General features: G+C 70.6%; 20 protein-coding genes and 1 tRNA gene. 12 read left to right on the top strand and 9 right to left on the bottom strand.

Annotated elements, in window-relative coordinates; translation table 11 throughout:
* The first annotated feature begins 5 nt into the window (after window positions 1–5).
* Complete coding sequence (locus DEJ08_RS15675; RefSeq protein ID WP_051596961.1) at window positions 6–590, top strand: CDP-alcohol phosphatidyltransferase family protein; 585 nt, start codon at window positions 6–8, stop codon at window positions 588–590.
* A gap of 94 nt (window positions 591–684) precedes the next feature.
* Here DEJ08_RS15675 and mscL read toward each other — a convergent pair whose 3' ends face one another.
* From mscL to DEJ08_RS15660, 3 genes are all read right to left on the bottom strand, one after another.
* A complete protein-coding gene (mscL, locus tag DEJ08_RS15670; RefSeq protein ID WP_111054049.1) occupies window positions 685–1,179 on the bottom strand; it encodes a large conductance mechanosensitive channel protein MscL in 495 nt (164 codons plus the stop codon).
* A 77-nt stretch (window positions 1,180–1,256) separates the two neighbouring features.
* Window positions 1,257–1,547, bottom strand: a complete 291-nt coding sequence (locus DEJ08_RS15665) for an FmdB family zinc ribbon protein (protein ID WP_111054048.1) — start codon at window positions 1,545–1,547, stop codon at window positions 1,257–1,259.
* Between the two features lies 1 nt (window position 1,548).
* Window positions 1,549–2,133 (bottom strand): 5-formyltetrahydrofolate cyclo-ligase, encoded by a 585-nt coding sequence (locus DEJ08_RS15660; RefSeq protein ID WP_111024332.1) that lies wholly within the window; start codon window positions 2,131–2,133, stop codon window positions 1,549–1,551.
* A 114-nt stretch (window positions 2,134–2,247) separates the two neighbouring features.
* On the opposite strand from DEJ08_RS15660, the gene galU reads away from it, so the two are divergent.
* From galU to DEJ08_RS15635, 5 genes are all read left to right on the top strand, one after another.
* Window positions 2,248–3,138: a UTP--glucose-1-phosphate uridylyltransferase GalU gene (gene galU, locus DEJ08_RS15655; RefSeq protein WP_027466560.1), complete on the top strand. Its 891-nt coding sequence runs from the start codon at window positions 2,248–2,250 to the stop codon at window positions 3,136–3,138.
* A gap of 87 nt (window positions 3,139–3,225) precedes the next feature.
* A complete protein-coding gene (locus DEJ08_RS15650) occupies window positions 3,226–3,885 on the top strand; it encodes a GNAT family N-acetyltransferase (RefSeq protein ID WP_111054047.1) in 660 nt (219 codons plus the stop codon).
* A 118-nt stretch (window positions 3,886–4,003) separates the two neighbouring features.
* Entirely contained in the window at window positions 4,004–5,128 is a 1,125-nt protein-coding gene (locus DEJ08_RS15645; RefSeq protein ID WP_111054046.1) for a hypothetical protein, read from the top strand.
* Between the two features lie 73 nt (window positions 5,129–5,201).
* Window positions 5,202–5,277 (top strand) — tRNA-Ala (locus DEJ08_RS15640).
* Window positions 5,278–5,474: 197 nt separating this feature from the next.
* Complete coding sequence (locus DEJ08_RS15635) at window positions 5,475–7,367, top strand: glycoside hydrolase family 25 domain-containing protein (RefSeq protein ID WP_111054045.1); 1,893 nt, start codon at window positions 5,475–5,477, stop codon at window positions 7,365–7,367.
* Between the two features lie 87 nt (window positions 7,368–7,454).
* Here the strand turns inward: DEJ08_RS15635 and DEJ08_RS15630 are convergent, their stop codons facing one another.
* Window positions 7,455–7,838 (bottom strand): response regulator, encoded by a 384-nt coding sequence (locus tag DEJ08_RS15630; RefSeq protein WP_071405149.1) that lies wholly within the window; start codon window positions 7,836–7,838, stop codon window positions 7,455–7,457.
* Between the two features lie 105 nt (window positions 7,839–7,943).
* Between DEJ08_RS15630 and DEJ08_RS15625 the strand changes: the two genes are divergently transcribed.
* On the top strand, window positions 7,944–9,002 hold the full coding sequence (locus DEJ08_RS15625; protein WP_181438942.1) for an amidase domain-containing protein: 1,059 nt from the start codon (window positions 7,944–7,946) through the stop codon (window positions 9,000–9,002).
* Between the two features lie 105 nt (window positions 9,003–9,107).
* Here the strand turns inward: DEJ08_RS15625 and DEJ08_RS15620 are convergent, their stop codons facing one another.
* The 4 genes from DEJ08_RS15620 to DEJ08_RS15605 form a co-directional block, all read right to left on the bottom strand.
* A complete protein-coding gene (locus tag DEJ08_RS15620) occupies window positions 9,108–10,328 on the bottom strand; it encodes a putative hexosyltransferase (protein WP_258367010.1) in 1,221 nt (406 codons plus the stop codon).
* Window positions 10,329–10,487: 159 nt separating this feature from the next.
* Entirely contained in the window at window positions 10,488–12,368 is a 1,881-nt protein-coding gene (locus DEJ08_RS15615) for a glycoside hydrolase family 2 protein (RefSeq protein ID WP_111054043.1), read from the bottom strand.
* A 90-nt stretch (window positions 12,369–12,458) separates the two neighbouring features.
* Window positions 12,459–12,914 (bottom strand): MaoC/PaaZ C-terminal domain-containing protein, encoded by a 456-nt coding sequence (locus DEJ08_RS15610; protein ID WP_027466555.1) that lies wholly within the window; start codon window positions 12,912–12,914, stop codon window positions 12,459–12,461.
* A gap of 20 nt (window positions 12,915–12,934) precedes the next feature.
* The gene (locus tag DEJ08_RS15605) at window positions 12,935–14,407 is read right to left on the bottom strand and encodes a CYTH and CHAD domain-containing protein (protein WP_111054042.1); all 1,473 of its coding nucleotides are present in this window, start codon (window positions 14,405–14,407) and stop codon (window positions 12,935–12,937) included.
* A 128-nt stretch (window positions 14,408–14,535) separates the two neighbouring features.
* Here DEJ08_RS15605 and DEJ08_RS15600 point away from each other — a divergent pair, with 128 nt between their 5' ends.
* Window positions 14,536–15,876, top strand: a complete 1,341-nt coding sequence (locus tag DEJ08_RS15600; protein ID WP_258367009.1) for a phosphotransferase — start codon at window positions 14,536–14,538, stop codon at window positions 15,874–15,876.
* Between the two features lie 75 nt (window positions 15,877–15,951).
* Here DEJ08_RS15600 and DEJ08_RS15595 read toward each other — a convergent pair whose 3' ends face one another.
* On the bottom strand, window positions 15,952–16,302 hold the full coding sequence (locus DEJ08_RS15595) for a DUF1844 domain-containing protein (RefSeq protein ID WP_027466553.1): 351 nt from the start codon (window positions 16,300–16,302) through the stop codon (window positions 15,952–15,954).
* Window positions 16,303–16,616: 314 nt separating this feature from the next.
* Here DEJ08_RS15595 and infC point away from each other — a divergent pair, with 314 nt between their 5' ends.
* The 4 genes from infC (at window position 16,617) to DEJ08_RS15575 (ending at window position 18,874) form a co-directional block, all read left to right on the top strand.
* Window positions 16,617–17,291: a translation initiation factor IF-3 gene (gene infC, locus DEJ08_RS15590; protein ID WP_081827403.1), complete on the top strand. Its 675-nt coding sequence runs from the start codon at window positions 16,617–16,619 to the stop codon at window positions 17,289–17,291.
* Window positions 17,292–17,351: 60 nt separating this feature from the next.
* Window positions 17,352–17,546: a 50S ribosomal protein L35 gene (rpmI, locus tag DEJ08_RS15585; RefSeq protein WP_017887976.1), complete on the top strand. Its 195-nt coding sequence runs from the start codon at window positions 17,352–17,354 to the stop codon at window positions 17,544–17,546.
* 27 nt (window positions 17,547–17,573) lie between these two features.
* Complete coding sequence (rplT, locus tag DEJ08_RS15580) at window positions 17,574–17,957, top strand: 50S ribosomal protein L20 (protein ID WP_017887975.1); 384 nt, start codon at window positions 17,574–17,576, stop codon at window positions 17,955–17,957.
* Window positions 17,958–18,022: 65 nt separating this feature from the next.
* Window positions 18,023–18,874 carry a TrmH family RNA methyltransferase gene (locus DEJ08_RS15575; protein ID WP_111054041.1) on the top strand — a complete coding sequence of 284 codons (852 nt, stop codon included), beginning with the start codon at window positions 18,023–18,025 and terminating at the stop codon, window positions 18,872–18,874.
* Window positions 18,875–18,916 lie beyond the last annotated feature (42 nt).

Raw genomic sequence — 18,916 nt, 5'->3', positions numbered from 1 at the left:
CCGTGATGACTGACACCGCGCGACAGCGTCCCGACTGGCAGACCTGGCCGAACCTGATCACGCTGTTCCGCCTCGTGCTGATCCCGGTGTTCATCGGCCTCGTCGTCGCCGGCCACCCGGGGTGGGCGCTCGTCGCCCTCGTCGTGATCGGCGTGAGCGACTGGGCGGACGGCTTCATCGCCCGCAAGTTCGACCAGGGATCCAAGCTCGGCAAGGCCATCGACCCCGTCGCCGACCGCCTGGCCATCATCGCGATCGTGCTGTCCCTGGTGCTCGTCGGCCTGCTGCCCTGGTGGGTGGTGGCCGTCGTCGTGCTCGTCGACCTGGTGCTCGTCGTCCTGTCGAGCGTGCTGTTCCACGGCAACCCGGACCTGGACGTCACGTGGACGGGCAAGATCCGCTCGGCGCTGCTGTTCGTCGGGCTGCCGGTGCTGCTGTTCTCCGCGGTGCACACCGTCGACGAGAACGCGCCGTGGGTCCGGGTCGTGGCCCTGGTGTTCGTGTACCTCGGCACCGCGGGGCACGTTCTCGCCGGCGCGCAGTACGCCGTCGCGATGTTCGCGAAGCGCCGCGCGGTCCCCGCCGCCTGACGGGCCCCAGCGCAAAACACCGGTGTTCACGCTGCGCACCGCGGTTTGCGGGGGTGCAGAGCGGGAACACCGGTGTCTTGCGACGACGCCGGAGCTAGAGCTTCGTCGAGCCGCCGATGCCGGGCCCCTCGGGAGCGTTCGACGGGGCGATGTGCGCCCCCGTGCTGGTCGCGCCGCCGTTCTGCGGACGGAGCAGGTCGCGGATCTCGAGCAGCACCTCGACGTCGGTCGGGGGGACGTCCTGCGGGGTCTGCTGCTCGTCGTTCTTGACGCGCTCGAAGGCCACCTTCTTCAGGTGGTTGACGGGCACGACGAGCGCGAAGTACACGACCGCGGCGACGATGACGAAGTTGATGACCGCGCCGATGATCGCGCCGAAGTAGAGCGTTGCGCCTTCACCGGAGACCGTGGGGATCTTGACCTTCAAGGCTTGGTCCAGGCTCGAAGCGTTGAACACCGCACCGATGAGCGGGTTGATCAGGGCGTTGACGATCGTGGTGACGATCGCGGTGAACGCCGCACCGATGACGACTGCGACGGCCAGGTCGATGACGTTGCCGCGGAGCAGGAACTCCTTGAAGCCCTTCATGCGAGGGTCTCCTTCCGGGTCGAGGACGGCCGCCGAGTGGCGACGCGCCCCAACCTATCCGGAGAGCGCAGACCGCGTCAGGACGCGGCGGGCTTCGAGCCGCTGGGCTTCGACTCGGCCTTCTTCGCCGGCTCGGACTTCTTCGGCTCGGACTTCGCGGTGGTGCTCGACGAGCCCTCGGACTTCGGTGCAGGGCGCGAGTCGGTGCGGTAGAAGCCGCCGCCGTTGAAGGTCACGCCGACGGGGGAGAACACCTTCCGCAGGACGCCGCCGCAGACCGGGCACTCCGTCAGGGTGGCGTCGGAGAAGGACTGCTTGATGTCGAACGCGTTGTCGCACTCGGTGCAACGGTACGAGTAGGTGGGCACGTCAGCTCCGGAACGTGATGATGCGCGACGGCGTGATGATGCCGTCAACGGGTTCGTCGTGGGGTTCGCGCGGGACCTCGTCGAGGTACTCCGCGTCGAAGATCACAGCATAGACGGGCGGACGGTTCGCCATGGACCCGAGGGTCTTGTCGTAGTAGCCGCGCCCCCAGCCCATCCGGACGCCGTCGTGCCCGACCGCCGCCGCCGGGGCCAGGATCGCGTCGACGTCGTTGATCGCGAGCGGGGACAGGACCTCGCCGACGACCTCGGGCAGGCCGAGCAGGCTCTCGGTCTCGCTCTCGCCGTCGCCCACGGCCCAGTCGAGCAGCCCGTCCTCGCGGGTGATCGGCAGCAGCACGCGGATGCCCTGCCCGAACGCCCAGTTCAGGAACGGCCGCACGTTCGGCTCGTCCGGTGCGGACAGGTACAGGGCGAGGGACGTCACCTGGCGCTCCTCGACGAAGCGCTGCAGGGTCGCGGTCAGGGTCTCGGTGTCCGCGTCGCGTTCGGTCGTGGTCCGGGTGCGCCGCCGCTGCCGGAGTTCGGCTCGCAGGGCGCGCTTCTCGTTCCCGAGATCGGCGATCATGCGCAGGAGTCTACCGAGGGGCACGGTTGCGGCTTCCCGCCGGGAACACGCGGGGTCCCGTGTCCCCCGGAGCGACGACATGCCCTCGAAAGGGGGATCGGATACGGTCTGAGCATGGGCTTCCAGATTTCGAAGGCGGTGATCCCGGCCGCAGGGCTGGGTACCCGCTTCCTCCCCGCGACCAAGGCGATGCCGAAGGAGATGCTCCCCGTCGTCGACAAGCCGGCCATCCAGTACGTGGTGGAAGAGGCTGTCGGTGCCGGGCTGACCGACGTGCTGATGATCACCGGGCGCAACAAGAACGCGCTCGAGAACCACTTCGACCACGTGTCGGAGCTCGAGGAGACCCTCCGCAAGAAGGGCGACCACGAGAAGCTGCAGAAGGTGAACCAGTCGACGGACCTCGCCGACATGCACTACGTGCGACAGGGTGACCCGCTCGGCCTCGGCCACGCGGTGCTCCGCGCGAAGATGCACGTCGGCCGCGAGCCGTTCGCCGTGCTCCTCGGTGACGACATCATCGACGCTCGTGACCCGCTGCTCCAGCGCATGATCGAGGTCCAGGGCGAGAAGAACGCCACCATCGTGGCCCTGCTCGAGGTCCCCGAGTCGCAGACCCACCTGTACGGCATCGCCACGGTCGAGCCGACCGACACCGACGACGTGGTGAAGATCACCGGCCTCGTCGAGAAGCCCCCGCAGGGCGAAGCGCCCTCGAACCTGGCCATCATCGGCCGCTACGTCATCCGTCCCGAGGTCTTCGACGTCCTCGAGAAGCAGGAGCCGGGCAAGGGCGGCGAGATCCAGCTGACCGACGCGCTCATGAAGATGGCGAGCGCCGAAGAGTGGACCGGCGGCGTGTACGGCGTCGTGTTCCGTGGACGCCGGTACGACACGGGTGACAAACTCGACTACATCAAGGCGATCGTGCAGCTCGCCTCGGACCGCGATGACCTCGGCCCTGACCTCAAGTCGTGGCTGAAGGAGTTCAACGCGGGCGAATAGTCGGCCATCCCGCTCGGGTCCGGTGATCACGGACCCGGGCGGGACACCCCGTCCCGCACCGGGGCGGGACCCCGGAGGAACCCAGCGATGACGACGATCCCGACCCTGTCCCACGGGCGGGTCACCATCCGGCCCCTCCGGCTCCGCGACACCCGCGACCTCGACGCGGCACTCGCGACGAACCGTTCGTGGCTCCGCACCTGGGAGGCCACGAACCCCTCCGGACACGTCTCCACCGACGTCCGGGGCAGCATCCGCGCGCTCCAGGCCAACGCCCGCGCGGGACTCGGACTCCCGTTCGCGATGGAGCTCGACGGCCGCTTCGTCGGGCAGCTCAACGTCTCCGGCATCTCCTACGGCTCGCTCGCGAGTGCCTCCATCGGCTACTGGGTCGTCGAGGACGCCGCAGGCCACAACGTGACGCCGATCTCCGTCGCCCTCGCCGTCGACCACTGCTTCCGCTCGCTCGGCGTGCACCGGATCGAGATCTGCATCCGGCCGGAGAACGCCCCGAGCCTGCGCGTCGTCGAGAAGCTCGGCTTCCGGTACGAGGGACTCCGACGCCGGTACATCCACATCAACGGGGACTGGCGCGACCACTTCTGCTTCGCGTTGGTGGCGGAAGAGGTCCGCGGGGGCGTCCTCGAGCGCTGGGTGCAGGGGCAGGTGCCGCCCGGCGTGGGGACCGTGCCGCTCGCCGCACGCGACGAGGCGGCGGTGCCGCTGGACACGACGCGCCGGATCTGACGCCCCACGTCTGACGGGCCTGGAGGCGCGGCTCGCGTCCCACGGATTCCGTCCCGACACGCGCAACACGCGTCCGGCAATGACGCGGCGCGGGAACCGCCGCCCCTACCGTGTTCGCATGGCAGGAATCGGCTCGTGGGGTGGCGGCATCGTCCTGCTCGTCGCGGCCGTCCTCTGGCTCGTCTACCTGATGCCGTCGTGGGCCGCCCGCCGCCAGTACCTGGCCACCGAGCGGAACGCCATCCGGCTGCAGCAGACCCTCCGGATCCTCGCGCAGACCGCCGAGCTGCCGGACGAGGTCCGTATCGAGATGAACGCGAAGTCCCTCGCCCAGGCGCAGCGCGTCGCCCGGTCCGAAGAGGCCAAGCGCACGGCCATCGTCCGAGCCCACGAAGCCGCACGGCAGCGTGAGATCACCCGCCGCCTGGCCGAGCAGGCACCGGTGCTCGAGCGGGCGTCCGCCGTGCCGGCCCTGACCGCGATGCGCATGCGCCGTTCCCGGCTCGGGGCGACCCTGTTCGGCACGCTCGGCGTCGTCATCGCCCTCGTGGTCTTCGTCGCGGCACCGTCGCTCTGGCTCGTCGGTGTCGCCGGCCTCGTCGCCGCCGGCGGGTCCGCAGCGGTCCTGGCCCAGCTGCACCAGGTGGCGACGGCGCGGAAGCAGCGTCTCGCGGCCGCCGAGACGGGCGCGACCCGCGCCTCCCGGCCGTCCACCGCATGGACGGACCCGGCGCCGCCCCTGTCGACCGAGCAGCCTGCCGAGCCTGCAGCAGACCGCTCCTGGACCCCGAACCACGTTCCGAAACCCCTCTACGTGGAGCGGCCGGCCGCTCCGGCCGCGTCGCCCGAGTCGTCGGCGGAACTCGCTGCCCGCCTGAAGGAGCGCGTCGCCGCGGCCAAGGCGGAAGCCGAGGCCGAAGCTGCCGCGATCCGCGCCGGGGAGTCCGACCCGTCGCTGGCGCGGGTGTCGCGGATGCGACCCGAACTCGAAGAGGCTGCGGCGTCGCTGTCCGCGCACGACCAGGGGCGTCTGGCCGAACGGCTCGGGCTCCGGGCCCCCGCGGCCCCTGCTGCGTCGGCCGGCGTTGCTCCTGGCGCTCCTGCTCCTGCTCCCGCCGCTCCTGCTCCCGCCGACGAGCCCGCCGGGCCGCCGAGCAAGTGGTCCGGCATGGGTGTCCTCGACGACGACGCCTACCAGCAGGCCGACCTCGACGCGATCATGCGACGGCGCCGCGCGGTCTGATCCGCGGCACGCCCGAAGGACCACCTGCGATTTCGGCTGGGCCGAACGAGGGTGCTAGTGTGATCGAGCACTTGGGGCTATGGCGCAGTTGGTAGCGCGTCTCGTTCGCAATGAGAAGGTCAGGGGTTCGAATCCCCTTAGCTCCACCAGGTAGCAACCACGAGAACGGCCCGGAACCCACAGGTTCCGGGCCGTTCTGTCGTTGGCGGACGTGTCGAGTGGATCGTCCTCCACAGGCAGAGTCAGGTGGATCGTTCGACACAGTTCACGGACAGGGGTGGTGTGTTGTCCAACGCACCGCCCTAGACTCCCCGTGCGCCGACCGGCGCGGGAAACGGGGGAACACGTGCGCTTCAGGACCGCCATCGCATCGATCGGCACGGTGCTCGCCGTCGCCGCCGGGCTCGCCGTCGTCGGGCCGGTCGCGCCGGCATCGGCAGCGGCCCCGACGACCGGCCGGTTCACCCCCGTCGCACCGGCACGAGCCTGGTCAGGCACCGCGACGAGCACAGCGACGACGGTCACCCTCGGCGGCAGGAACGGCATCCCCGCTTCGGCCACGGCTGTCGTGCTCACCGCGACGGTGAACGCCCCGAGCGCCGCCGGGTACGTCAGTGTTGCCCCTGCCGGCGGCACGGCGAGCCCCGCGATCCAGAACTTCCGTCGGGCGCAGCCGATCTCCGGCACGACCACGGTCGGCCTCACCTCGGGCAAGGCCCAGGTGAAGGTGTCCGCGGGCAAGGCCACCGTTTCGCTCGACGTTACGGGGTGGTACGGCACGAGTACTTCCGGTTCCACGTACACGCCGCTGCCGCCGACGAACGTGCTGAACGGGACGGTGTCCACCGCGGCGAAGAAGATCGTGGTCGCGGGGAAGGCGGGTGTCCCGGCGAACGCCACCGCAGTGGTGCTCCAGACCGACGTCTCCCGCCCCGCAACGAGTGGTCGGCTGCGGATCACCCCGTCCGGCAACAACGCCGGGGTCGTCTCGTTGATGTACGAGAAGGGCATCACCGTCGCCAACACGACCACGGTCAGGCTCTCCGGCGGCGCCGTGCAAGCGCGAGTCTCCTCCGGATCCGCACGGGTGCTCGCCGACGTGGTCGGGTACTACGCGCCGAACGCCAACGGTTCGGTCTTCGTCCCCGCGCACCCGGTCCGAGCTGCGACCGTCGCTGCCGGGACCACCGCGAAGAAGGTCACCGTCGCCGGCACCGCAGGTGTCCCGCGCAATGCGACCGCTGCGGTCATCAACGCGAAGGTCGGCAAGGGAAGCACCGGGGGATCACTCCGCGTCGTCGGTGCGGGGCTGGCCTCGAGCGTGCCGACGCAGGTCTACGCCAAGGGGCAGACGATCGGGAACGCCTTGATCGCGCCGCTCGCAGCCGGAGGACAGGTGCAGGCGAAGGTGTCGGCGGGCAGGGCCACCGTGTACGTCGACGTTGTGGGGTACTTCCTCAACGGCAACAGCGGGTCCGGGACGGGCGTGGATGTCTCGTACCCGCAGTGTGCGGCGAAGGACTCTCCGAACTTCGCGAACAGCGCCGTACCGGCTGATCGATCGTTCAGCATCGTTGGTGTCAACGGAAGCCTCGGCAATGTGAAGAATTCGTGCTTCCAGGAGGAACTTGCGTGGGCAAGTGCGTCCGTCGGGGGTACGGCCCAGGACCGCGTGCAGCTCTACTCGCTCTTCCAGAACCCCGGTGCGTTGCCAGGTGTCAAGTGGCCGACGTCGAACACGTTCGAGGGCCGAACGGTGAGCGACAGCCCGTACGGGACGTGCACGACAGGTGCCGGCGGTAAACCGATCACGTCCCGGGCCTGCTCATACGTCTACGGATACGGACGAGCCGCGGTGAACGTCGACTTCGCTGGGGTGATGAACCCTGGACAGTACCGCTGGTGGCTCGACGTCGAGGAGCAGTTTTCCTACGTGCACAACGACGCGTCGCAGAATCGCGCGGCGCTCGAAGGCATGGTGAAGGCGCTTCAGGACGCCGGCGTCACGCGAATCGGCGTGTACTCAACGGCCTACCAATTCCGGCTCGTCATGGGCACCGTCCCGACCACGAGCCCGCTCCGGCCGCTGCCGAGCTGGATCGCGATCGGCGACGGACGTCTCGATCAGGCGCAGGCAGCATGCTCCGGTGCGCGGCTCCTCGGCGGCCCGATCGCGATGACCCAGTACAAGACGCCGTTCGGCTCGACGGAGATCGACCGCAACTGGTCCTGCTCCTGACGAGGCCGCACGCGCTTCGCGACGATCCACGAGTCGTTCGTCTCGTGTTCTGTCGGAAAATGCGCGCCGCGCGCCGACGTCGACGTGTCAGCCGGCGATGCTCTCCGTCAGCACGCCGGACTGCGCGAAGGTGGTGTGGATCGCGTTCGCGGCCTGCTCGAAGGCACGGTTGCCGCGGGAGATGCCGAGCGCTCCACCCTTGATCGCGGACTTGCCCGAGCCGCGCAGCAGTCGGGCGACCGTGCGGCCGTCCGGGGCGATCATGATCTGCACGTCGAGGCGGGTGTGGAACGTGCGGTCGTTCGCCATGCCGCCGATGAGGAGCGTCAGGCCGAGGCTGCCGCGGGTCGCACGGAGTGCCCCCTGCTCGGCGTCGTCGACGGTGTAGCCCTCGCGTGACAGCGCCTCACGCACCTGGGCACGGGCGGTCTCGGGGTCGGTGGCGACGAAGAAGTCGTGGCTCTCGGGCATGTGTGTTCCTTCCGAACGGGTCCGCTGGGACACGGAGGACGCTCGCCCCCGAAGACGATCATGCCGTGTCGGAACGACGGAGGTGTCGCTTACGCTGGTCGTGTCATGACTGCCTCGATGAACCGCCGCGCACTCCTGTCCCTCGCCGGCGTCGCCGGGATCGGGCTCGCCGTCGCGGCGTGCTCCTCCGGCAGCGACAAGGGCGGCGACTCGGGCAAGGGTTCGGGCGGCGGGCGCGGGAGCTCCGGGGGTGCGGACGCATCGTCCACCCCGACGGCGAAGCCCGTCGCGAAGGCCGTCACTCCAGCGCAGGTCCCGCTCGCCGGTGGCGTCACGATCACCGTGACGGGGACCGGACTCGCCGCCGTCAAGGGCGTCACCGTCGGCGGTGTCGCTGCGCGCGACGTCACGGCGACCGCGTCGAAGGTGACCTTCACGGCCCCGCACCAGGCGATGTACACCGCCGGTGACGCCGACGTCGCGCTCTTCACCTCCGTGATCGAGCCCACCGCGTCGGCGAACCAGTCCTCTGACGGCAACGGCAGCGCCGCGAACGACGGGCAGAGCGGCGCCACCCAGGACACCGCGACGACCACGCCGACCCCGACTGCCGCCGCGACGCCCGCTGCGGGCAGCGCGGTCGCTTCGACCACCCTGGCCTACGCCGCACTGACCGACGTCGACCGGCAGCTCGCCTACGCGATGCGGTACTGGAAGGACTACAACCTCGCCGAGTACGGCACGATGAACCCGATCGGCGGCGACTGCGCGAACTACGTCAGCCAGACGCTCATCGCCCGCGGGTGGGAACAGCGGTCCGACTGGTACAACCGGTCAGCCGGTGCCGAGCACAGTGCGACGTGGACCTACTGCCCGACGATGGACCCGTGGCTCGAGACCAACGCGGCCGAGTTCGGACTCACCCGGCGTTCGTCGGACGAGCGCGACAAGGTGCAGGTCGGCGACATCGTGTTCTTCGACTGGAACGCCAACGGATCACCGGACCACACCACCATCGTGTCCGAGGTCTTCACCGAGCCCGACGGCACCATCCGCATCAAGTCGGCGAGCCACAACCAGGACGGCCCCTACCGCGACCTCGACGAGATGATCACGGTGCAGCACCCCGGTGGATCGGCCTGGTTCCACACCTTCGACGCGTAGCGCTGTCGCGGCCCGCAAGACACCGGTGTTCGCGCGTCGCACCGCGGTCTGCGCGTGTTCAACCGGCGAACACCGGTGTCTTGCAGCGCCGACCGACAGCACCGCTCACGGGTACCCGAGGAACCACAGCAGCACGATCGCGACCGGCTGCAGGCACACCCCGACGACCAGCCACGCCACCGCCCGCCGCCGTGTCCGCACGAAGACGTCCGATCCGAGCAACGGCGCCATCGGCATGAGCAACCGCGGCAACGACTGCTGCGGCAGGAACACCGCCACCAGGTACAGCCCGTAGGAGGCCGTGAACGCGAGCACGTCGGTCCCCAGGGCCCGGGTGCTCCTGCGCGAGAAGAACCACACCGCGCCGGCGAGCACCACGACGACGAGCACGATGCCGAGCGGCCCGAGCCACGTCGACGCCATCGTGAACCACGGCGTCAGCGGCGCGAAGTGCTGCCGGCCGACGAACCCCACCCACCACGACAGCTCGGTGTCCAGGTAGGCGTTCGGTCGCCCGGTCACGGCCGTCGCGATGACGGGCCACGCAAGTCCCGCAGCCGCGACGACCAGGCCGGTCACCACGATCGCGATCCGGTCCCGCCACGGGAACACTCCGGCAGCGCGCCCCGAACGGTGCGCTCCGACCCACCGCACGACCAGGTGCACGGCCAGGGCCAGCGCCAGCGCGAGGACCCCGGGCTTCGTGAACGCCGCCACGACACCGAGCGGCGCGATCAGCCAGTACCGTCGCCGGACCAGGGCGAGCAGGGCACCGAACAGCAGCACGAGCAGCAGGCTCTCCGCGTAGGCGACCTGCAGCAGGAACCCAGTCGGCGCGAACGCGAACAGGGCCGTCGCCCAGCGGGCGCGGTGCGAGCAGCCGACGGCGAGCACCAGCCGGTACAGCAGCACGCAGGCGCCCGCTCCGGCGATCGACGCCACCACGACCCCGGCGACCCAGAACGAGGCGCCGGTCAGCGTCATCACGACCCGCACCACCGCGGGGAACACGGGCAGGAACGCCCACGCGTTCGGCAGGACGTGCCCGGAGTCATCGGTCGGCAGCGTCGCCGGGTACCCGTGCTCGGCGATGGTCCGGTAGAACGAGGCGTCCCACGAGCCCGAGAACGTGAAGAACGAGGGATCCTGCCGGTACGAGGCGAACGGCCAGCCGTTCGCGGTCGCCAGCAGGTACACGGTCGCCAGCAGCACGGTGCTGACCACCCGCGAGGCCGCCCAGATCAGCAGCGGTGTGGTCCAGGCGCTGCGCCGTCCGGTCAGCAGGCTGCGGAACCCCCGCCTGGAGGCCCGGCTCGCTTCCGCCACGCTCGTCACCCGCCCGATCTTCCCAGATCGCAGGCCGCGCCCCGCATCGCGGGCCGCCACCCGCCCGGCGCGAGGCAACCCGTGCGCATCGTGAGCAGTACTGGTCGGGTCCGTCTGCCGGACCCGACCATTCCTGCTCACGAAGTGCGGGCCTCCCGGCTAGCGCCCCGTGACCGCGCGACGGATCTGCTCGATCGGCACCTTCGGGGAGCGGTCTGCGTTGAGCAGGCCGTTCGTCTCCTGCATGGTGTCGGTGAGCTGCGTGTAGCAGGACCCGGCGAGGAACGAGCTCGCGCGGATCGCGTCGTACAGCGCGGTGATCCGGGCGACCCAGTCGTCGCCGTCAGTGGCCGACGTGTACCCCCAGCCGTCCTCGCGCTGGACGCCCGGCTGGTAGTTCACGCCGCCGAACTCGGTGAGCATCACCGGCTGGCCCAGGTCCTCGGCGCCGCCGACCAGGATGCGGCGATCCGCCGGCCCGATGCCACCGAGGAGTCGGGTCCGTGCGGTCTCGTCCGCGTAGGTGGCCGCGAGCCGGGGTCCGTCGCCCTCGTAGTCGTGGATCGTGACGATGTCGGAGTTCGTGTGCTCCCACCCGTCGTTGGAGATCACCGGACGCGTCGGGTCCAACGCCCGCGTGACGTCGGCGAGGGCCCGGGCGTAGGCCTGCTGGGCCGGGTCGGTGGCGATGTGCTGCACACCCCAGCTCTCGTTGGCGGGCACCCACGTGACGATCGACGGGTGCGAGGCGTCACGCTCGACAGCGTCCATCCACTCATGCATCAGACGCTGCACGGCGCGGGGGGAGAACGCGTAGGCGCCGGGGGCCTCGCCCCACACCATGAGGCCGAGCCGGTCGGCCCAGTACAGGAACCGCGGGTCCTCGATCTTCTGGTGGTTGCGGGCCGCGTTGAAGCCGAGCTCCTTGATGAGTTCGACCTCGCGGCGGAGTGCTTGGCGGGACGGGGCGGCGATGTGCGACTCGGGCCAGTAGCCCTGGTTCAGGACACTGCGGACGTCATGGCGTCGGCCGTTGAGCAGGAACGCGCCCCCATCGACCCCGACCGTCCGGATCCCGAAGTAGCTGGCGACGGCGTCGAGCGCGCCCGTGCCCACCGTCGTGCCGTTGCCGGAGCGTGGCAGCAGCGTGACCGTGGCGTCGATCAGCCGGGGCGTGTCCGGCGTCCAGTGCAGCTCGTCCTCGGCCTGCCCGTTCGTCTGCCGCGCGATCGGCACGACCACGTCGAACTCGTCCCCGGTCTCGCCGACGGTGGTCTCGATCGTGGCGAGGTGCTCGTCGCGGTCGTCCCAGCGGGCCTCGACGCGCAGGCGCTCGCCGCCGGTGCGGTGACCGTCGAGCCGGACCGTCAGGCGCATGGTCGCGTGGTCGACGTTCGTCCAGCGCAGGGACGCGATCGAGGCGGTCGGCACGGCCTCGAGCCAGACCGTCTGCCAGATCCCCGTGGTCCGGCGGTACCAGATCGCGTGCGGGTCCTCGTGCCAGTCCTGCTTGCCGCGCGGCTGGGTCAGGTCGTGCGGGTCGTCCTCGGCGCGGACCACCAGGGTGTGCACGGCGTCGGGGTCGGCGGCCAGCGCTTCCGTGACGTCGAAGGAGAACGGGGTGTGGCCGCCCTCGTGCCCGCCGATGAACTGCCCGTCGATCCAGACGCGGGCACGGTGGTCGACGGCACCGAAGTGCAGCACGAGCCGGGGCGCGCCGGTGCCGAACCCGGCGGCGTCGAGCTCCGAGCGGGTGATCGCGCGGGAGTACCAGACCACCGGGTGGAATCCGGGCTCGTCGATGCCCGAGGCCGGGGACTCGGGCGGGAACGGGACGACGATTTCCCGGGCGTCGGTGAAGCCGGTGCGCCAGGCCTCGTCGTCGCCGTCGTTCCGGAACGACCACGTGCCGTCGAGGTCGGCCCAGGCGGTGCGGAGCATCTGCGGCCGGGGGTACGTGCCGTCCTGCCGCGAAGCGAGGGGGAGGCCGGGGGCGGAAGCGGAGTCAGGTGCGGCCACGATGCCGTCGAGCGTGCTCATGCGTCCATGCTCCCGTGCTGGTACATCGTTGTAAAGAGCGAGTCGGGATTGCGCGGAGCAGGTTCGGCGGGCCGCTCGTCGAGCGGTCGCTCAGTCGATCGCGGCGTCGCGCGTGAGCACCATGACGTCCATCCGTCCCTGCTGGACGACCACGCCGTGCTGGTTCCGCAGGGCCACCGCTCGTTCGACGATCCCGGTCGTTCCCGAGCTCGTCAGCCGGGTGCCGAGGACCTCGACGGTGCAGGTCACGGTGTCGCCGATGAACACGGGCTCGGTGAACCGCCACTGGTCGATCCCGAGCAGTGCCACCGCGGACCCCTCGAAGACGCCCGTGCGCGCGATGAGCCCGAGGCACAGCGAGGTGCCGAGCAACCCGTGCACGATCCGCTGGCCGTACCGGGTCTTCCCCGCGAACTCGACGTCCGTGTGCACCTGGTTGTTGTCGTTCGTCCACGAGGCGAACGACACCACGTCAGCCTCGGTGATGGTGCGCCCCGGCGTGGTGAAGGTCTGTCCGGCAGCGAGGTCCTCGAAGTAGTGCGGCACGGCCCGATTCTCGCACCCGGTCAGAGCCGCGCGAGCAGCTTCCGCGATCGGTGCAGGCCCTGCGTGCTGGCCGTCTGCTCGGTCGTCGCCAGGACGCCGTACCCGAACGTGTCCTCGCCGTGCTGCGCTGCCACGGTTGCCAGCCGTCGGTACGCATCGGCGGCGTGTGCGGCGTCGAGCGTCTCGCCGAGGGTCTCCTGCACCCGTCGCAGTCGACCGAGCCGGCGCTTCCCGACGTCGGGCACGTCACCGGCCGCCTGCAGGGCATAGCGCAACCGGCGCGCGGCCTTCCGGACCTCGTGCAGGGTGTCGAGGTCATCGCTCGGATCACCCAGCAGCCGACCGACGCGTGCCCGCTCGTGCCGGATGCGCCGGGCGGCGAACGTGGCCGCGTCGTCGTCCGCGTGCGGGCCGGCCGGTGCCCGCAGCAGCAGGTCGTCGAGGGCATCGAGTGTCCGGAACCAGGCGTCGGAGCGCAGCGCTCGCCGGAGTTCAGCAGCGGCGACGCTGCGACGTTCCGCGGTCTCGGCGCCGATGCGGTCCAGGGTCTCGGTGTCCACGTACCCGTCGGGGGCGTGTGCCGCCGACCGGGACAGGCCGGCGTGCAGCACCTCGGCATCGCGAGAGGTCCCGGCGATCCGTCCGGTCTCGGCAAGGGCGGCACGGAGGTCTTCGGTCGCCTGGCGGTCGAGCGCGCCGCGGAACGCCGCGAGCACGCTCCGCAGGCGGCGCAGCACCTTCCGCAGGTCGTGCACGGCTTCGGGCTCGTCGGCCCGTACCCGGGGATCCACCGCGACGAGGTCACGCCGCAGGACATCGAGCACCCGCAGGACGAACCCGGCGGCGGTGTCCGGCCGGAGGCGCTTCGCCCGGCCGCGTCGGCGCTCCGGCACCGGCTCCGGGCCCCGGGGGAGCGGCACCGACGCGACGTCGACCGGATCGGTCGCCGCGTCGTGCAGCGCTCGTTCGGCCGCTCGTGCCGTGGCACCGTCGCGTCCGTCGTCCGTCAGTGCCCACCACCGCGACGACCGCAGCACGGTGGTGTCCGGGTCGCCGTCGTCCACGCGCACGTCGGCGACCTCGGCCCGCACCCGGCCGTCCCTGCCACGGAGGGTCACGAGCGTCGTGGTGGTGTCACGGACCAGGACGGTCCGCAGTGGACGACCACGCAGGAACACCTCGACGGCGTCCCGTGGGGGATCGTCGGACACGCCCCCGAGCGGTTCCGGGCCGGTCCCGTGCCCGCCCCGGTCGATCGTCCAGTCGCCGTCCGGCAAGCGTGTGAGCACGACGCCCTCTGCGGCGAGCACCCGGTCGTCGGAGTCCCACACCGTCTCGCGTACCGTCACCGCTTCGTGGCGGCGGACGTCGGCGGCGAACGGCTCGAGCGCGGGGAGCCTGCGGTCGTCGAGGATCCGCCAGGTCCGGCGGGGGTCGGGGAGCGCACGTGCAGCGTCAGCGGCGGGGGCGGGAGCAGCAGCGGATCGGGGCATGCCGCAAGTGTCGTCCGACAGACCCGTGTCAGACCGGGGGCAGCGGGGTTCTGTGGACGGAGTGCTCCCCGGCCCGTCCTGTGGGGGACTCGGCACCTCGCCAGGCCCCGGCGCGTAGGTTCCGCTGCATGAGCGACGGAGCACCCAGCGCCCCCGACACCCGCGCAGACACGAGCGCAGACACCCGCGCAGACGCCAGCGGCCCCGACACCAGCGCCCCGGACACCAGCACGCCGAGCGACCGCGACCTCGAGTCCTGGATCGCCGACCGCCGCTGGTACGCCTCGAAGGGGTCCGTGCCACGCCTCCGGACGATCTCGGCCGACGACGGGACCCGGCTGGTGCTCGACGAGGCTCCCGCGGTCCCCGTCCTCTACCAGTCACCGATCACCAGCGACCCCGACGGCGCGATCGTCGACGCCACCACCGATCTCGCGTGGGTGTCGGCACTCGCCGCACGCATCGACGCGGCACCGGACAGCCTCAGCCCGATCGGCCGGGTCACCGCCGCCCGCGTCCTGACGGGTGAGCAGTCCAACACGTCGGTCATCTGCGACACCGAGTCCGGCGACCGTGTCATCATCAAGGTCTTCCGCGTGCTGCACCACGGCGACAACCCCGACGTGACCACGCAGCTCGCCCTCACGGCGGCGGGCAGCACGCGCGTGCCGCGGGTCTACGGCGCCCTCCGCGCCGACTGGCCCGACGTCGGACGCCCGGACGGCACGGCGACGGGGCACCTCGCCTTCGCCCAGGAGTTCCTCCCCGGGCTCGACGACGCCTGGCGCGTCGCCCTGCAGGAGGCGCAGGCCGGCACGCCGTTCGGTGACCGCGCCGAGCAGCTCGGCACCGCGCTCGCCGACGTGCACCGCACCCTCGCCGGAGCGCTGCCGACGGAACCGGCCGACGCGCCCCGACGGGACGCCGCCGTCGCCACGATGCACGCCCGACTCGACACCGCCGCCCGCGAGGCCCCGGCCGTCGCCGACCACGTCGACGCCATCCGCGCGGTCTACGCCCGTGCCGCCGACGCGACGTGGCCGGACCTGCAGCGCATCCACGGTGACCTGCACCTCGGACAGGTCCTGTCGGCACCGGACCCCCGCGGGTGGGTCTTCCTGGACTTCGAGGGCGAGCCGCTCCGCCCCCTCGACGAACGCTCGCTGCCGGACGTCACCCTGCGCGACGTCGCGGGCATGCTCCGATCGTTCGACTACGTCGCGGGTGCGCTGGCGCACGACGCCGAACCGGTCGACGCGGCCGCCTGGGCGGCCGAGGCGCGGGCACGCTTCCTCGAGGGCTACCAGCGGGGCGCCGGCGCGGACCTCACCGCCCACGGCGCGCTGCTCGACTCCTTCGAGCTCGACAAGGCGGTCTACGAGGTCGTCTACGAGACCCGCAACCGACCCGACTGGGTCGGGATCCCGCTCGCGGCCGTCGCGCGCCTGGTCGGTGACAGCGGGTCCTGAGCGCGACCCACGAACGGACGGGAGGCCCGTGGCGACACCGCCACGGGCCTCCCGTCCGTCACCGGGTGACGTCGTCTAGTTGACGGGACCCGTGTACTTCTCGCCCGGTCCGGCACCGATCGGGTCCGGGATCGCCGACGCCTCGCGGAAGGCGAGCTGCAGCGACCGGAGTCCGTCGCGGAGCGGACGTGCGTGGTGGTCGCCGATCTCGGTCGCGGCTGCGGTGACGAGGCCGGCCAGCGCGGTGATGAGCTTCCGCGCCTCGTCCAGGTCGGTCTGTTCCTGCGGGTCGTCTGCCAGGCCGACCTTGACGGCCGCGGCACTGAGCAGGTGCACCGCAACGGTGTTGATGAGTTCGACCGCCGGCACCTCCGCGATGTCCCTGGCGGCGTCGATGCCGGTGTCGTCGATCGGGGTGTCGCTCACGGTGCTCCTCTGCTAGGCTTGCTCGCGGCAGATGCTGTCCGTGTGCCGTCAGTTCCCTTGACATCAGTTCTCCTGAGATCAAGATCCTCGACAACACCCGGACGGTGTCACGAAAGAGGAGTCTCTCCCACCCGCGGCCGCGTTCCACCAGGCTACCGGGTCACCACCGCTCCGCGAGTGCACGTGTTGCACCCGTCGGTCGGATCCCACGGATCCGATGCAGGGCGGCTGCCGAACGGGTCGACATCCCGTGCGTCAGATCTCCTCTCTCGTGCTGTCGTCCAGGGCAAACGCCCCGGACGGCCACCACCTGATTGAAGGAGCTCCGCATCACCGATCCCCGTACCAACGACCGAATCCGCGTTCCCGAAGTCCGACTCGTCGGTCCGCAGGGTGAGCAGGTCGGCGTTGTCCCGATCGCCATGGCACTGCGTCTCGCGCAGGAAGCCGAACTGGATCTGGTCGAGGTCGCGCCGAACTCGAAGCCGCCCGTGGCCAAGATCATGGACTACGGCAAGTTCAAGTACGAAGCCGCTCAGAAGGCCAAGGAAGCCCGTCGCAACCAGGTGAACACGGACCTGAAAGAGGTCCGTTTCCGCCTGAAGATCGACGTGCACGACTACGAGACGAAGCGCAAGCGCGCCGAGGGGTTCCTCCTCGGCGGCGACAAGGTGAAGGCGATGATCCTCTTCCGTGGCCGCGAGCAGTCGCGTCCGGAGCAGGGTGTCCGTCTCCTCCAGAAGTTCGCGGAAGAGATCGCCGAGTTCGGTGTCGTCGAGTCGCGTCCGACCCAGGACGGTCGCAACATGACGATGATCATCGCCCCGCTCAAGAACAAGTCCGACGTCAAGGGCGAGCAGAACGCCAAGCGTGCTGCACAGAAGGCCGAGCGTCGTGCCACCGAGCACGCCGCGAAGGGCAAGGACGAGGCCGAGGCCGGTTCCACGTCCGAGGCAGCTGCGGAATCCACGGACGCCGCGGCCGAATAGGTCCCCGGACCGAACCCGCAACGACGCGGCCCCCCATCCATCCCACGGAAAGGCACCACCATGCCCAAGCAGAAGACCCACTCCGGGTCGAAGAAGCGCTTCAAGGTCACCGGTACCGGCAAGATCATGAAGCAGCAGGCCGGTATGCGTCACAACCTCGAGGTCAAGAGCTCCAAGCGCAAGGCCCGCCTGAACGAGGACCAGGTCCTCTCCAAGGGTGACGCGAAGAACGTCAAGAAGCTCCTCGGCCACTGAGCCCCCGGATCGTAAAGGAATAGTGCAATGGCACGAGTAAAGAGAGCGGTCAACGCCGCCAAGAAGCGCCGCGTCATCCTCGAACGCGCCGAGGGCTACCGCGGCCAGCGTTCGCGCCTGTACCGCAAGGCCAAGGAGCAGGTCACCCACTCCCTCGTCTACGCGTACCGCGACCGTCACGCGAAGAAGGGCGAGTTCCGTCGCCTCTGGATCCAGCGCATCAACGCTGCGTCCCGTGCGAACGGCCTGACCTACAACCGCCTCATCCAGGGTCTCAACCTGGCCGGCGTCGAGGTCGACCGTCGCATCCTCGCCGACCTCGCGGTGAACAACCCCGAGACCTTCACCGCGCTCGTCGAGACCGCGAAGAAGGCCCTCCCGGCCGACACCTCGGCCCCGAAGGCTGCGTAGTCAGTTCTTCTGCTCGCGAAACCCCCGCCGCACGGCGGGGGTTTCGTCGTTCCTAGACTTGGGTCGTGAGCGATCTCCTCGAGAACCCCCGTGCCGGACGCGTGAAGGCCGTTGCGGCCCTGGCCAAGAAGGACGTCCGGGCCGAGACCGGCCTGTTCCTGCTGGAAGGGCCCCAAGCGGTCCGCGAAGCGCTGGAGTACGCCCCGGAGCTCCTGCGCGAGCTCTACGTGACCCCGACCGCCGCAGCCCGCTACGGGCTCGACCACGCGCCGGTGGACATCTGGTTCGTGACCGAGCAGGTGCTCGACGCCATGGCCGACACGGTCACCCCGCAGGGCGTGGTGGCGGTGTGCCAGCAGTTCCCGACGTCGGTGAAGGACGTCTTCCCGGACCGCGCTGCGGCCGCCGCCGACCGGGAGGCCCGTGATGCGTCCGACGAGCAGGCCGCGTTGCCCGGACTGGTCGCCATCCTCGAAGAGGTGCGGGACCCGGGGAACGCCGGCACGATCATCCGGGCCGCCGACGCAGCCGGCGCCGACGCGGTGGTGCTGACCGGACGCTCGGTCGACCCGTACAACCCGAAGGTCGTCCGGTCGACGACCGGGTCCCTGTTCCACGTCCCGGTGTCCGTCGGCGTGACCCTGGCCGACACGATCGAGCGGGCGAAGGCCCTCGGCTACACGGTGCTCGCGGCGGACGTCTCGGGCGACGACCTGCCGGTGGTCCGCGCTGAGGGGATGCTCGACGGTCCGACCGCGTGGGTCTTCGGCAACGAGGCCCGCGGACTCACCGCCGACGACCTGGCGCTCGTCGACCGGGCCGTCAAGGTGCCGATCTACGGGCAGGCGGAGTCGATGAACCTCGCCACGGCCGCGTCGGTGTGCCTGTACGAGTCGGCCTTCGCGCTCCGGAGCTGACGCTCCTCCCTCCCCAGGCCGGTCGTCGGCATCGGTCATCCA

The sequence above is a fragment of the Curtobacterium sp. MCLR17_054 genome (assembly GCF_003234335.2).
GTDB classification, from domain to species: domain Bacteria; phylum Actinomycetota; class Actinomycetes; order Actinomycetales; family Microbacteriaceae; genus Curtobacterium; species Curtobacterium flaccumfaciens.
Note: the sequence above shows the minus strand (reverse complement) of the source record. Positions and strands in the feature narration are given on the sequence as shown.

Coding starts and splice junctions, on each gene's coding strand:
- DEJ08_RS15675 (WP_051596961.1), top strand. CDS start 6: ATGACTGACACCGCGCGACAGCGTCCCGACTGGCAGACCTGGCCGAAC.
- mscL (WP_111054049.1), bottom strand. CDS start 1,179: ATGAAGGGCTTCAAGGAGTTCCTGCTCCGCGGCAACGTCATCGACCTG.
- DEJ08_RS15660 (WP_111024332.1), bottom strand. CDS start 2,133: ATGATCGCCGATCTCGGGAACGAGAAGCGCGCCCTGCGAGCCGAACTC.
- galU (WP_027466560.1), top strand. CDS start 2,248: ATGGGCTTCCAGATTTCGAAGGCGGTGATCCCGGCCGCAGGGCTGGGT.
- DEJ08_RS15650 (WP_111054047.1), top strand. CDS start 3,226: ATGACGACGATCCCGACCCTGTCCCACGGGCGGGTCACCATCCGGCCC.
- DEJ08_RS15645 (WP_111054046.1), top strand. CDS start 4,004: ATGGCAGGAATCGGCTCGTGGGGTGGCGGCATCGTCCTGCTCGTCGCG.
- DEJ08_RS15630 (WP_071405149.1), bottom strand. CDS start 7,838: ATGCCCGAGAGCCACGACTTCTTCGTCGCCACCGACCCCGAGACCGCC.
- DEJ08_RS15625 (WP_181438942.1), top strand. CDS start 7,944: ATGACTGCCTCGATGAACCGCCGCGCACTCCTGTCCCTCGCCGGCGTC.
- DEJ08_RS15615 (WP_111054043.1), bottom strand. CDS start 12,368: ATGAGCACGCTCGACGGCATCGTGGCCGCACCTGACTCCGCTTCCGCC.
- DEJ08_RS15605 (WP_111054042.1), bottom strand. CDS start 14,407: ATGCCCCGATCCGCTGCTGCTCCCGCCCCCGCCGCTGACGCTGCACGT.
- DEJ08_RS15600 (WP_258367009.1), top strand. CDS start 14,536: ATGAGCGACGGAGCACCCAGCGCCCCCGACACCCGCGCAGACACGAGC.
- rpmI (WP_017887976.1), top strand. CDS start 17,352: ATGCCCAAGCAGAAGACCCACTCCGGGTCGAAGAAGCGCTTCAAGGTC.
- rplT (WP_017887975.1), top strand. CDS start 17,574: ATGGCACGAGTAAAGAGAGCGGTCAACGCCGCCAAGAAGCGCCGCGTC.